At 63.4% G+C, this 13,113-nt stretch carries 14 protein-coding genes; 7 read left to right on the forward strand and 7 right to left on the reverse strand.

Going from position 1 to position 13,113, the window contains the following annotated elements:
- Nucleotide 1: 1 nt before the first annotated feature.
- Nucleotides 2-208, reverse strand: a complete 207-nt coding sequence (locus AB4Z51_RS23010; RefSeq protein WP_063981151.1) for a hemin uptake protein HemP — start codon at nt 206-208, stop codon at nt 2-4.
- 249 nt (nt 209-457) lie between these two features.
- On the opposite strand from AB4Z51_RS23010, the gene AB4Z51_RS23015 reads away from it, so the two are divergent.
- The 6 genes from AB4Z51_RS23015 (at nt 458) to AB4Z51_RS23040 (ending at nt 5,941) form a co-directional block, all read left to right on the forward strand.
- On the forward strand, nt 458-2,854 hold the full coding sequence (locus AB4Z51_RS23015; protein ID WP_441498035.1) for a TonB-dependent hemoglobin/transferrin/lactoferrin family receptor: 2,397 nt from the start codon (nt 458-460) through the stop codon (nt 2,852-2,854).
- Between the two features lie 136 nt (nt 2,855-2,990).
- Nucleotides 2,991-3,326 (forward strand): antibiotic biosynthesis monooxygenase family protein, encoded by a 336-nt coding sequence (locus AB4Z51_RS23020; RefSeq protein WP_028151060.1) that lies wholly within the window; start codon nt 2,991-2,993, stop codon nt 3,324-3,326.
- Between the two features lie 30 nt (nt 3,327-3,356).
- A complete protein-coding gene (hutX, locus tag AB4Z51_RS23025) occupies nt 3,357-3,860 on the forward strand; it encodes a heme utilization cystosolic carrier protein HutX (RefSeq protein WP_441498036.1) in 504 nt (167 codons plus the stop codon).
- 27 nt (nt 3,861-3,887) lie between these two features.
- Nucleotides 3,888-4,664, forward strand: coding sequence for a tonB-system energizer ExbB (gene exbB, locus AB4Z51_RS23030; RefSeq protein ID WP_441498037.1), 777 nt, complete (start codon nt 3,888-3,890; stop codon nt 4,662-4,664).
- A gap of 3 nt (nt 4,665-4,667) precedes the next feature.
- A complete protein-coding gene (gene exbD / locus AB4Z51_RS23035; RefSeq protein ID WP_441498038.1) occupies nt 4,668-5,114 on the forward strand; it encodes a TonB system transport protein ExbD in 447 nt (148 codons plus the stop codon).
- Nucleotides 5,114-5,941, forward strand: coding sequence for a TonB family protein (locus AB4Z51_RS23040; RefSeq protein WP_441498039.1), 828 nt, complete (start codon nt 5,114-5,116; stop codon nt 5,939-5,941). The genes exbD and AB4Z51_RS23040 overlap by 1 nt, the downstream gene beginning before the upstream one ends.
- Before the next feature lie 256 nt (nt 5,942-6,197).
- Here the strand turns inward: AB4Z51_RS23040 and AB4Z51_RS23045 are convergent, their stop codons facing one another.
- The 4 genes from AB4Z51_RS23045 to AB4Z51_RS23060 all read right to left on the reverse strand — a co-directional run bounded on the left by AB4Z51_RS23045 (nt 6,198) and on the right by AB4Z51_RS23060 (nt 10,145).
- The gene (locus tag AB4Z51_RS23045; protein ID WP_441498040.1) at nt 6,198-7,553 is read right to left on the reverse strand and encodes an esterase-like activity of phytase family protein; all 1,356 of its coding nucleotides are present in this window, start codon (nt 7,551-7,553) and stop codon (nt 6,198-6,200) included.
- A gap of 80 nt (nt 7,554-7,633) precedes the next feature.
- Complete coding sequence (locus tag AB4Z51_RS23050; RefSeq protein WP_085398951.1) at nt 7,634-8,092, reverse strand: DUF6130 family protein; 459 nt, start codon at nt 8,090-8,092, stop codon at nt 7,634-7,636.
- A gap of 19 nt (nt 8,093-8,111) precedes the next feature.
- Nucleotides 8,112-9,119 carry an alpha/beta fold hydrolase gene (locus tag AB4Z51_RS23055; protein WP_231143479.1) on the reverse strand — a complete coding sequence of 336 codons (1,008 nt, stop codon included), beginning with the start codon at nt 9,117-9,119 and terminating at the stop codon, nt 8,112-8,114.
- A gap of 54 nt (nt 9,120-9,173) precedes the next feature.
- A complete protein-coding gene (locus AB4Z51_RS23060; RefSeq protein WP_441498041.1) occupies nt 9,174-10,145 on the reverse strand; it encodes an MBL fold metallo-hydrolase in 972 nt (323 codons plus the stop codon).
- 141 nt (nt 10,146-10,286) lie between these two features.
- Between AB4Z51_RS23060 and AB4Z51_RS23065 the strand changes: the two genes are divergently transcribed.
- Entirely contained in the window at nt 10,287-11,180 is an 894-nt protein-coding gene (locus AB4Z51_RS23065) for a LysR family transcriptional regulator (protein WP_085398962.1), read from the forward strand.
- A 6-nt stretch (nt 11,181-11,186) separates the two neighbouring features.
- Here the strand turns inward: AB4Z51_RS23065 and AB4Z51_RS23070 are convergent, their stop codons facing one another.
- Nucleotides 11,187-12,083: a carbohydrate ABC transporter permease gene (locus tag AB4Z51_RS23070; RefSeq protein WP_441498042.1), complete on the reverse strand. Its 897-nt coding sequence runs from the start codon at nt 12,081-12,083 to the stop codon at nt 11,187-11,189.
- The gene (locus tag AB4Z51_RS23075) at nt 12,076-13,032 is read right to left on the reverse strand and encodes a carbohydrate ABC transporter permease (RefSeq protein WP_071909793.1); all 957 of its coding nucleotides are present in this window, start codon (nt 13,030-13,032) and stop codon (nt 12,076-12,078) included. Before AB4Z51_RS23075 ends, AB4Z51_RS23070 begins: the two co-directional genes overlap by 8 nt.
- Nucleotides 13,033-13,113: the final 81 nt, after the last annotated feature.

A 13,113-nucleotide genomic window follows, 5' to 3' on the forward strand; every position in this document is an offset into this window, starting at 1 on the left:
GTTACTTCGTCAGGATCAGCTTGTTCTGCGAGGTCAGGCGAAGGCGATAGGCGTCCTCGCCATGCGCGATGATGATCTCGCGCTCCGCCGCAAACAGCTCGCGGCTGTCGATCCGGCTCCCGCGTATGGTCAAACTTCTCGTTGTTGCAGAAGGGCTTTGTGTCGGCCCTGCCGCATCGCCGCTATTGTCTCCGGACGTTGCTGACATGGTAGGTGTGATGCGCTTTCGAAATTTCAGATGCGTCTTGTTTGTATAAGCGGCATCAGGCGCATTCCAACGGCGGCAATTTACAATCGATATAAACTGCAACCCGATGACATTGACCGTCAGGGTGTTGCCACGTAACCAAATGGAACAATGCGGGCCGGGGGGCCTGCACCAGAGAATAGCCAGCCAGTCGCTCGCCGCGCGAGCGCACGCCAGCCAAACAAGGCATATCATGATTGGGTTGGGTGTATGGCTGACGGGGCTAGGTATTCGCGCGCGCTGATTTTGGGTGCGTCGGTGGTTTCAATTGCGGCGGTGTCGCCGGTGAGCAGCTTTGCGCAGACCGCGGATCAAGCCGCGCAATCATCCAAGCCGGCGAAGCCCAAGCAGGCCAAGCGCAATCCGGCCAAGCCGCAAGCTGTTCAGCAGGAGCAGGCCAGCACCAGCGTGTGGGATGCACGCGCGCAGGCGATCGTCGGCGTCCAGGCGCTCGACACCATCACGGCCGCGGCCTCCAAGACCGACGAGCGCGCGGTCGACGCGCTCGCACCGGTCAGCGTCGTGACTTCGGCGCAGATCGAAAGCCGCCAGGCCAGCACCGTCGGCGATCTCATCTACAATGTGCCGGGCGTATGGGTTCAGAACCGCGGTGACGAGCCGTCGACCTCGATCAATATCCGCGGCCTGCAGGATTTCGGCCGGGTCGCCGTCGTCGTCGACGGCGCGCGGCAGAATTATCAGCGCACCGGCCATTTCGCCAACGGCTCGTTCTTCCTCAACCCCGAATTGATCAGCGGCATCGACATCGTTCGTGGTCCGACCGCCAACATCTACGGCTCCGGTGCGATCGGCGGCGTGGCATCGTTCCGCACCAAGGATATCGAGGACGTCGTGCGTGCTGGCGAACGCTGGGGCGTCGACGTCAAGACCATCCTTGGCAGCAACTACGGACGCGCGCTCGGTTCGGCCTTCGGCGGTGTTCACGTCAATCCGAACGTGGATGTGTTCGCGGGCGGCACCTATTCGACGCAGGAGAGCTACAAAGACGGCACCGGCTTCGAGGTCGCCAACACCGGCAACCGGCTCACCAGCGGCATCGCCAAGCTGACGGTGCGCCCGGCCGACGGGCACGAGATCAAGCTCGGCACCATCTTCCAGGAGGACATCTACAGCGTGGGTCAGCCGCCACGCCGTGCCGGCGATCCCAACTCGACCAATGCGAACGGCGCCAACAACCTGAGCGGCACGTCGATCTACAGGTCCGACGTCAAGAACTACACCACGACGCTCGGCTGGAAATATTCGCAGCCGGATGACCGGTGGTTCGACTGGGACGCGAAGGTCTACTGGAATCGCACCGAGAACGACCAGGTCAAGACCGCGCATACCAGCACRACGCCGTCGGTCTTCTGCGGCGGCGTGCCCGGCAATGCCGTGTCCGGCTGTATCGGCAGCAACCGCGGATATCTGCTCGATACGGTCGGCGTCGATGTGTACAACACCACGCGCTTCGATACCGGCAGCTGGCGTCACGCGGTGACCTACGGACTGGACGCTTTCCAGGACAAGGTGTCGACGCAGGACAGGACCGGCACTTCGGAAGTGACGACGCCCGGCGGTCAGCGTACGGTCTCCGGCGGTTTCGTGCAGTGGAAGGCCAATTACACCTCCATGCTCGAGGTGATCGGCGCGCTTCGTTACGACAATTATCAGCTCTCCTCGGCATCCTCGTCGTCCGGCGGCGACCGTTTGTCGCCGAAGATCACCGTCGGGCTCGTTCCCACGGCGGTCGTGACGCCCTATGTCAGCTACGCCGAAGGTTATCGCGCGCCGTCGATCACGGAAACGCTGGTCAGCGGTCCGCATTCGGGTGCGACGGTCAACGACTCGTTCTTCCGCTGCCCGTCGGGCACGCCGGGTCCGGGCGCGGATTCGACCTTCTGCTTCGTCCCGAATCCGAACCTGCGGCCCGAGGTCGGCAAGAACAAGGAGATCGGCTTCAACATCAAGAAGAACGATCTGTTCACGGCGGGCGATACGCTGCGCGGCAAGATCAACGTGTTCCGCAACGACATCTCCGACTTCATCGATCAGGTCGCCTATGGAAATCCGCTGGTGGTCCCCACCGGCCCGCCGCCGGCGCCCTCCATCACCGTGCTTCCGTTCCTGCAGTATCAGAACGTCGCGTCCGCCCGCATCCAGGGTCTCGAGGCCGAGGCGATGTACGACGCGAACACCTGGTTCTTCGGCCTCTCCGGCAGTTACCAGAACGGCAAAAACCTCCAGACGGGATTTGGCCTGTACAGCGTTCCGCCGCAGAAGGTCACGACGACCGCCGGCGTGCGGTTGCTGGACCGGACCCTGATCCTCTCGGTGATGTGGACGTCGGTGATCGCGAACACCGACATCCCGCCGACCTATACGCCGGCGACGTCGTACGATCTCGTCAACCTCTACGCCCAGTATCAGCCGCGGCCCGATCTCACGCTGAACTTCTCGGTCGAAAATCTTCTCAACCAGTACTACCGGCCCTACGCAATTCCGGTCGGCAGCACGGGCGATACTCAAAACGACGTGAAATGGGCGAGCGCCGGCCCCGGGCTCGTGGTCAAGGGAGGCCTGAAGTACCACTTCGGCGGCATCTAAGGAGTACGCCGACGACAGCAAACGGGACGCCGTATTGACCGCCAGAGCCACGCTGATGTCCCAGCGTGGCTTCGGCACGTTCTGAAACATCCGCTCGGCATTCGCCGATCAACAAGACTGACAGGAGAAAAATCTGATGTTCATCGCAATGAATCGTTTCCAGGTGAAGCTCGGCTCGGAAGCTGCTTTCGAGACCGTCTGGCGCACCCGCGAATCCTATCTCGGCAGCATGGCCGGCTTCGTTGAATTCCATCTGCTGAAGGGGCCGCTGCTCGAGGACCACACGCTGTATTCCTCGCACACGGTCTGGGTCGACAAGGCGGCGTTCGAGGCCTGGACGCGGTCGGACGAATTCCGCCGCGCTCACGCGCGCGCCGACAACAAGACCGGCGAAAGCCTCTATCTCGGCCATCCCAAGTTCGAAGGGTTCGAGGTCATCATGACCGAGCGCAAGACGAACGCGGCCGCTTAGGTCGCGGCGGATCACGAAAGGGAGCCGGACATGCTGAGCACCGATCTCGCCGATCTCAAGGCGTATATGGTTGACAATCCCGGTGCGGTGATCGAGGACGTTGCGCGCGAGCGCAAGGTCACCCCGCGCGCGGTGATCGAGGCGCTGCCGTCGTCGATGGTGCGCGTGGGTGGCGGCGAGCATTTCGCCGCCGCCATGCAGGACATCGCCGCGTGGGGCGAGGTCACGCTCATCGTGCACACGGATGACGCGATCTTCGAGTTCACGGGCGCGGTCCCGGCGGGCGAGGTCGGCCGCGGCTATTTCAACCTGATGCAGCCGAAGGGATTGCACGGCCATCTCCGCCACGAGCGCTGCGCGGCCTTGGCCTTCGTCGAGCGTCCCTTCATGGGCAAGACCTCGGCCTTCGTCGCGTTCGTCAATGCCGACGGCGGCATCATGTTCAAGGTCTTTGTCGGCCGCGACGAGACCCGGGCGCTGCGGGCGGACCAGCTCGTGCGATTCCGGCAGCTGGCGGACCGCGTCGCGGCATAATTTCCTTCTGCCTATCGGGAGATCAGGATGCAGAGCAATTTTAGGCTTCGGCATGTGATCCTAACAATTGGGCTGGTGCTTGCGCCGGCCCCGGCCTTCGCGATCGACGAAGCGCTGTTGCCGCGCAATCTGTCGCCCTGGGGCATGTTCCTCGGTGCCGACATCATCGTGAAGACGGTGATGGTCGGGCTCGCCGTCGCCTCGCTGGTGACGTGGACGGTGTGGCTCGCCAAGACCATCGAGCTGCGCCGCAAGAGCGCGCTCGCCGTGCAGCGGACGCGCGCGCTCGAGGGCAGGATGAAGCTGGCGGAGGCGGCGGAGCGGATCGGCGACGCGCATGATGCGGTCGCCCAGCTCATCCAGTCCTGCGCGAAGGAGGCGGAGCTCTCCGGCGGCATTGTCGATGACGGCCTCCAGGAGCGCGTCGCGCTGCGGCTGGAGCGGGTCGAGGCGGCGATGTCCAGGCAAATCGCGCGCGGCACCGGCGTGCTCGCGACCATCGGCGCCACCGCGCCGTTCGTCGGGCTGTTCGGCACGGTCTGGGGCATCATGAATTCCTTCATCGGCATCTCCGAGAGCCACACCACGAGCCTTGCAGTGGTCGCGCCCGGCATCGCCGAGGCGCTGCTTGCGACAGCGCTCGGACTCGTCGCGGCTATTCCGGCGGTGGTGATTTACAACCATCTCGTCCGCGGCATCGCCAATTACCGCGCGCTGCTCGGCGACGCCTCGGCGCAGCTCATGCTGCTGGTCAGCCGGCAGCGCGACAACAGAGAGTTCCGCCTGGCGCGGGCGGCGGAGTAGGCCATGGCCGCGAAACTCGGCGCACGCGGGGGATCGCCGCTGAGGCGCGGCGACCCCGGCGATCTCGACGTCACCCATGAGATCAACGTCACGCCGTTCATCGACGTGATGCTGGTGCTGCTGATCATCTTCATGGTGGCGGCCCCGCTCGCCACCGTCGACATCGGCGTCGAGCTGCCGGCCACCGCCGCCGAGCCGGCGCCGCGGCCGGACAAGCCCACCTTCGTGACGGTGAAACCGGATCTCACGGTGGCCGTCGGCGAGGAGACAATGGCGCGCGAAGGCCTCGTCACGGCGCTCGATGCCGCCACCAAGGGCCGCAAGGACGAGCGCATCTATCTCCGTGCCGACAAGGCCGTGAGCTACGGCGACCTGATGGAGGTCATGAACACCCTGCGCAATGCCGGCTACCTCAAGGTCGCGCTGGTCGGCCTCGACGGACGCAGCTGATGGCCGCGAACGCCTTTGCCCTGCACGAGCCGCTCAGCGAGCGCGAGACCGCCCGCTGGGGTGCATCGGGCGCGGTGATCGTGGCGTTGCATGTCATCGCTGCGGTGATCGCGATGAACTGGGTGCGGTCGCAACCGGAGCAGGGCGTCACCCTGCCTGCGGTCATGATCGATATGGCGCCGATCACGTCGGCGCCTCAGGCGACGCCGGATGACGTGGTGCCGGGGCCGGTGATGAAGGAGGCCGATGCCTCACCGCCGGAGCCGATGCAGCGGCAGGCGGTCGAGGAGACCATCGCGCCGACACCGCCGCAGGAGAAGCCCGACGTGGTGGCGCCGCCGGAGCAGAAGCTCGAGCCGACACCGGACAAGCCGGAGCCCGCGAAGATCGTGCCGCAGGAAAAGCCGGCGCCCGAAAAGCCGAAAGTAGTTCGTCCGGAGGCAAAGAAGCCGTCGGAGGCGCGCCCCGCGCCTCGCACCAGCGCGCCGCCGCGCGCCGAGCGGGAGGCACCTGCAGCGTCCGCCATGAGCGCGGGCGCGATCGCATCACTGGTTGCGACCTACAATCAGCGCGTCCGTGCGCATCTGATGCGCCTTCACTCCTATCCGTCCGGCGGCAACGGTCAGCGCGGGGTGGTCCGGGTGAGTTTCACGATCGGCCGTAACGGCCAGGTCACGTCCAGCCGCATCGCTTCGTCCGGCGTTGCCGCGTTCGATGCCAAGGCCACGTCGATGATCCACCAGGCCTCGCCGTTCCCGCCGATCCCAGCGGAGATCAAGAACAGCTCGATGAGCTTTACCGTTCCGGTGGACTTTATCGTGCGGTGAGGTTGCTCTCACCCCTCCCTCTCCCCGTTCTTACGGGGAGAGGGAGGGGTGAGGGGCTGTCTCCGCGCACTCATCGAGAGTGCGGGAATGGAGTTCTATCCTCGTCATTGCGAGCGTAGCGAAGCAATCCAGACTGTCTCTGCGGAGAGAATCTGGATTGCTTCGCTGCGCTCGCAATGACGGAGGGTGAGGCGCCACTGTCGGTTCCTTCCCTCTCCCCGTGAGAACGGGGAGAGGGAGAGGAGAGAGCGTCGGCTTACTTCGCCTTCAGGAAATCCGCGACCTCGAGCAGCATGAACTCGTCGTCGTCGGCCTTGTTGGGATCGCGGCTGGACGAGAACGGCAGGTTGTTGTCGTTGCCGACGATGATGTGGGTCTCGTCGACGCGATCGACGTTCTCGATGGTGAAGAACGGGAAGGTGTAGACGCCGTCATTGAGCGGCTTGCGGGCCTTCTTGTCGGGGTCCTGGATCTTCATCAGGTCGATATGGCCGATCTTGCGCACGGGCTTGCCGACATTGGCGTCGGTCAGCTCGATCTTGTAGACGCGCTTGAACTTGGCGATGTCAGGGAAGCAGTTCTCGCCGCGGGTGCCTTGCGGGCAGGCCTTGTCGGCGGTGCCTTCGCCGTTGTCGCGCTCGATGATGAGGCCGGAGGCCTGATCGATCATGTTGAAGTCGCCGATGGCGTTGCCGTTCTGCTCGAACACATATTGCCAGTAGCGGCCGGTGAATTTTTCGGCGGCGACGTCGAATTCGAGGATGCGGGAGGCTTCCTTGCCGTCGACCTTCTCCCAGTCCTTCTTGTCGGCGTCCCACAGCGGCCCCTCGAGCAGGCCGTAGAGGAACTTGCCGTCCTTGGACGACGCAAAGCCCTCATAGCCCTTGGAGCGGCGGAGGTTGACGTTGGTATAGGTCGCGCCCGGCGCGCCCGGCGTCGCCACGGCCCAGTTGTCCGGCGAGCGCACCGGCTTGCCGTCGGCCACCGTCTCGAACACGCCGAGGATCTTGCCGGTCTTGTCGGCCTTCAGGATATAGGGGCCGAACTCGTCGCCGATCCAGAAGACGTCACCGATGATCTGGAAGCCCTCGGTGTCGAAATCGGAGCCGGTGAGATAGCGCTTCTGCGTATCCTCATGCACGATGCGGAACGGCACCTTCTTGTCGGGATCGTGCAGGAAGATGGTTTCCTGGCGCTCGATCTTGCCGCTCGCCCAATCCATCTTGTAGCGGTTCAGGTACAGCATCGAATCCGGCGAGTTGGCGCGCGCGCCCATGCCGTTGTCGGTGATGACCCAGTAGCTGCCGTCGGGCATGTGCTTGATGCCGGAATGGCCCTGCAGCGGCTGGCCCTTGAACGGCAGCGACACGCCGGTCGCACGCTCATAGGACTTGCCCATCACGGTGCCGAGCGCGTCGACGCGCTTGCCGGTGGTGTATTTGCCCGAGGTCTTGAGATCGGCAGGCGCGTCGGCCGGCGCGTCGATGAAGGTCGCGGCCGGCATCACCACGTGGCCGGCGAGCTTCGCCGGGAATTCGCCCTCGTTCTGTGCAAGCGCGGTGCTCGCGGTGAGAATGATCGTTGCGACGGAGGCAAGAAAAGTCGCGCGCATGTGCGTCTCCTGTTAGTGGACGACGCCTTATGCGGATCGCATGTTGCAGTTTTGTGAAACCGGGCGAAACGCCGCAGCAGCTATTGTTTCGGCGGTGCCGGAGAGCGCGCCGGAATCTCGAAGCTGATGGTCTTGCTGTCGATCACGCGGTGCGTGGGATCGGCCAACTCGAACAGTACCTTGTGCGGGCCCGGAGGCAGTCCGACCACGATCACGGTCTCGCCACTGGCATCGACAAAATGCCAGGGCGCATCATCGACCGTGATGTGGACGTGACCGATGCGCGGCGACACGTCGAGCGCGCCCTTGCCGAACACCGGCACGATCCGGAGATTTTCCGTGGTGTACTGGATGAAGACGAGGCCCTGCGCCAGTTGTTCGGCCAGCGGTGGATCGACTATCAGGCGGGCGGGCGCCTGCTTGTCGATGGCAACTAGCGGAGAGGGCCCGCGCACGTCGCGGGCGCTTTGGGCGACGGCGGCTGCCGCAAACATTGTGGAGACCGCCAGAGCGGCCACGACGTGGAGGGCCGCGTTCATGTTCGTTCCTTCCAGGTTATCAGGCGATCTTGCGGGCGAGGAAGTCGCGGATCAGCGGAACCATCTCGTCGAACCTGTCCTCGAGCGCGAAATGACCGGTGTTGATCAGGTGAAACTCCACTTGCGGCAGGTCGCGCTTGTAGGGATGGGCGCCGTCGGCCGGGAAGATGAAATCGTTCTTGCCCCAGACGATCAGCGTCGGCGGCTTGTGCTTGCGGAAGTAGGCTTGCACCGCGGGATACAGCGGCAGATTGGTCCGATAATCGTAGAACAGGTCCATCTGGATATCGCTGTTGCCGGGCCGGTCGAGCAGCGCCTGATCTTGTACCCAATTGTCGGGTGAAATCCGACTTACGTCCGACATGCCGTCGGTGTACTGGAATTTCGTCGTTTCAAGCGTGACCAGCTTCATCAATGCCTGTCGGCTGGTATCGGACCCGTCGGCCCAGTATTGCTTGATCGGATTCCAGAACTCCTTCAGCCCTTCGTCATAGGCGTTGCCGTTCTGGACGATCAGGCCGCTGACGCGCTCGGGATGCTTGAGCGCCAGCCGCCAGCCGACCGGGGCGCCGTAATCCATGACGTACATCGCATAGCGGGTGACACCGAGCTGGCCGAGCAGGCCGTCGACGAGTTCGCCGAAGCGATCGAAGGTGTATTTGAACGATGTGCGCGGTGGCATGTCGCTCTGGCCGTAGCCGGGGTAGTCGGGAGCGATCACGTGATAGCGGTCCGCCAGAGCCGGGATCAGGTTGCGAAACATGTGCGAGGAGGTCGGAAAGCCGTGGAGCAGTAGCACCACCGGTGCATCCTTGGGCCCCGCTTCGCGGTAGAAGATCTTGATCCCGTCGACGGATTTGGTTCGATGGTAGACGACCGGATAAGAACCGGTGGTGCCGCGGCTGTCGCGCTGCGGTTTCGCCGATGCATCCGGTGAAGCAGTGGCAACGGCCAATCCGGACAATCCAACGACCAGGTAACGACGATCGATACGGGTTTGTGGCGGCATGACCTCTGCACTTTTCATGTCGATCTCCCTGTCCAGAATCGGTGGCTTTGCGGACGTCAGTCGTCCGCGGCTTCAAACGCCCTGGTAGACCAGCCGGGTGAAGAAGCCGGGGTCGATCACGAACTGCCCCCATATCGCATCGAAGGCCGCGGTCGGTTTGGCAGCCACGGCTTCGTCCCGCGTTCGTCCCTGGCTCTTGAGACGGGCGACGTTGTCGCGGATCGTCACCAGCATGTCGCGAAACGCCTGGAGTTCGGCTCTGTTGCCAACCGGCTTGCCGTGACCGGAGATCACGATCGTATCCTGTCCGGTCGCTGCGAGATTGGCTTCGGAAGCCGCGATCATCCCGTTGATGCTGCCGCCAGTCGAGTAATCGATGAACGGATAGATGCCGTTCCAGAAGGTATCGCCGACATGAACGACGTTGGCTTCTGCAAAGGTGACGGAGATGTCGCTGTCGGTATGCGCGGGCCCGTAATATTTCAGGCCGATCGAGGTTCCGTTGAGTCTGAGCTCATAGGTGCTGGAAAATACGTCGCTGGGGATGCCGCCTGGTCCCAGCGGAAGGAAATTGTAGTCCCAGTCCTCTACGCGCTGAACTTCGAGGAGGTACTTTCGCGTGTTCTCCTGCGCGATGATCCTGGCGCCAGCGGAATGGAGCCATTCGTTGCCATCGGCGTGATCGAAATGCCAGTGGGTGTTGACGAGATGGGTGACGGGATCGGCGCCGAGATCGGCCATCGCCTTGGTGAGCTGGGGACGCGAGACGCGGATGCCGGCATCGACTAAAACCTTGCCGTCGGGACCGGTCAGGACCGCGACATTTCCGCCGGAGCCTTCGAGCACGGCTATGTTGCCTCGGAGTTTGTGCGTGGTGATCGGCGATGTCGCCGCACTGTCCTTGATCAGGCTGACAAGGCCTCGCGCTTCAGCGTAGGCCTGCCGCGGCGAAAGCCAACCGTTAGTAGCGGCAATCGTCGCACCGCTCAGGCAGCAGAGACAGAAATTGCGGCGCGACAGCAGGGCTCTGGTCTCTAACTCCATAGCGTCCTCGATTGACGGCCGGGCGACGGCATTCAAAACGCACGGCGGCTTTGCGCATATCCACCGCGTAGCCGATTGTCGCTGTGGGGAGCAGACGGTATGCTTGAGAAGCACCTTCTCAAGATATGGAAAGCGTATCCGATGGACCGGTTGGAGGCAATGTCGGTGATCGTCGCGGTCACTGAGACAGGAAGCTTTTCAGCCGCTTCGCGGCGCCTCAACACGCCGGTCGCGACAGTCAGCCGCACGGTCGCCGAGCTGGAGGCGCGGTTGAAGGCCCAACTATTTCAGCGATCCTCGCGCCAGATGAAGCTGACCGATGTCGGACGATCCTACATCGAAGCCTGCAAGCGCATTATCGGGCAGGTAGACGACGCGGAGCGCGAGGTCTCCGGCGAGTACAGGATTCCGAAAGGAGATCTCGCGGTCACGTCGCCCTGGGGGCTCGGACACATGCACCTGTTGCCGATCGCGCTCGAATTCATGGATGCCTTTCCAGACATCGCGCTGCGGCTCGTCCTGACCGACCGCATTGTCAACACGGCCGAGGAGAATATCGACATTTCGGTTCGCATCGGCAACCTCCCGGACAGCAACCTGATCGCGACCCGAGTCGGCTCGGTCCGGTTCGTGCTCTGTGCGAGTCCCGGTTATGTTGCCAAGCACGGCCAACCGAAGGTGCCTGCCGATCTGGCTGCTCATGACTGTATCAGTATCGACAGCCTCGCGGCTCAGCGGAACTGGAAGTTCGTCATCGACGGCCGCGAAGTAGCGGTGCCGATCCGGTCGAGATTGACTTTGAGCGACTCCGAGGCTGCGGTCGAAGCCGCGATCGCGGGTGCCGGCATCACCCGCGTCATGTCGTACAAGATGGAAGCCGCACGGCGCGCCGGAAAGCTCGTTTTGATGCTGGAACCATTCGAACAGGCGCCATGGCCGGTGCATATCGTCTACGCGGAGCGCAAGCCCGAGCCACTCAAGCTCCGATCTTTTCTCGACTGGGCCACGCCGCGCCTTAAGGAGCGGCTCGCTTAGCTCGTGTTACTCCTTCACCGCACCGGTCAGCGAGGACACGTAGTAATCGACGAACAGCGAATAGAAGATCGCAACCGGCAGCGAGCCGAGCAGTGATCCCGCCATCAGCGCGCCCCACTGGTAGACGTCGCCGGTGACGAGCTCGGTCAGGATCGCAACCGGCACGGTCTTGTTCGCGCCGCTCTGGATGAAGGCGAGCGCGTAGATGAACTCGTTCCAAGACAGCGTGAAGGAGAAGATGCCGGCCGAGATCAGCCCGGGCACCGCCAGCGGTAGCGTGATCCGCCGCAGGATCTGGAGGCGCGTGGCGCCGTCGACCAGCGCGCATTCCTCGAGCTCGTAGGGGATCGACTTGAAATAGCCGATCAGGAGCCAAGTGCAGAACGKCACCAGGAAGGTCGGATAGACCAGGATCAGCGCCATCGGTGAGTCGAACAGGCCGAACTGCACCACGACGGTGGCGAGCGGGATGAATAGGATCGACGGCGGCACGAGGTAAGCGAGATAGATGCCGAGGCCAACATATGGACTGCCGCGGAAGCGCAGCCGCTCGATGGCATAGGCGGCGAGCGTGCTCGCGATCAGCGACAGCGTGGTCGACCCGATCGCAACGATCATCGTTGTCCACAGCCAGCGCGGATAGGCGGTGTCGAACAGCAGGTGCTTGACGTGCGCCAGCGTCGGCGAAGTGATCCAGAACGGGTTGTGATCCTTGAAGTTCATCAGCTCTGCGTTCGGCTTGAACGACGTGATCGCCATCCAGTAGAACGGAAACAGCAGGATCAGCACGAAGCAGCCGAGCGGCAGGTAGATCATCATCAGCCGCCGCAGCCCGGAATCCCAAGCCATGGTGTCGGGCGGTGTGTTGGCGACGGCGGCCGGCTGCGCGACAGTATCAGTCATTGGCCTCTCCCTGCTGCCATTTGCGGCGCGCCAGGCCGAAATATGAGAACAGCGTCGCGAACACCAGGAACGGGATCATCGACACCGCGATCGCGGCACCTTCGCCGAGCTCGCCGCCGGCAATGCCGCGCTGGAACGCGAGCGTCGCCAGCAAATGGGTCGAGTTCACCGGGCCGCCGCGGGTGATGGCGTAGACGAGCTGGAAGTCCGTGAAGGTGAAGATGATCGAGAAGGTCATGACGATCGCGAGGATCGGCATCATCATCGGGAAGGTGATGTAGCGGAAGCGCTGCCAGGCGCTGGCGCCGTCGAGCATCGCGGCCTCGTAGAGCGAGGGCGAAATGGTCTGCAGGCCCGCGAGCAGCGAGATCGCGACGAAGGGAATGCCGCGCCAGATATTCGCCGCGATTAGCGAGAAGCGCGCTGGCCAGGGCGCGCCGAGGAAGTCGATGTTGGTGGTGCGCCAATGCAGCACGTCGACCAGCAAATAGGAGATGATCGAGAATTGCGGATCGTAGATCCACCAGAACGCCAGCGCCGAGAGCACCGTCGGCACGATCCAGGGCAGCAGCACGATGGCGCGCAAGAGGCTCTTGAACGGAAAATGGTTGTTGAGCAGCAGCGCGAGCCAGAAGCCGAGCGCGAACTTTCCGAAGGTCGCGACCGCCGTATAGAACACGCTGTAGAACACCGCGCCCCACCAGAGGGGATCGGTGAGCAGATACTGGAAATTCTCAAGGCCCACGAAGACGCCACGTCGGCCGATCGTGGTGTCGGTGAAGGCGAGCCAGATGCCGAGACCGAGCGGGTAGGTGAGGAAGACGGCGAGCAGCCCGATCGCAGGCGCGAGGCACATCACGATCAGGAACGGCTTGTAGTCGAACAGCCGCACCAGCCAGGATTGCTGCCGGTGCGCCAGTACGGGGGAGGAGAGGGTGGTCACGGACATCGGGTCGTTGTCCTGTTCTAGGCTGTTACCACACCGCCATTGCGAGCGATGCGACTTGTCCGCCGCAGCTTTGGCGAAGGC

The sequence above is a fragment of the Bradyrhizobium sp. 2TAF36 genome (assembly GCF_052114925.1).
GTDB classification, from domain to species: domain Bacteria; phylum Pseudomonadota; class Alphaproteobacteria; order Rhizobiales; family Xanthobacteraceae; genus Bradyrhizobium; species Bradyrhizobium barranii.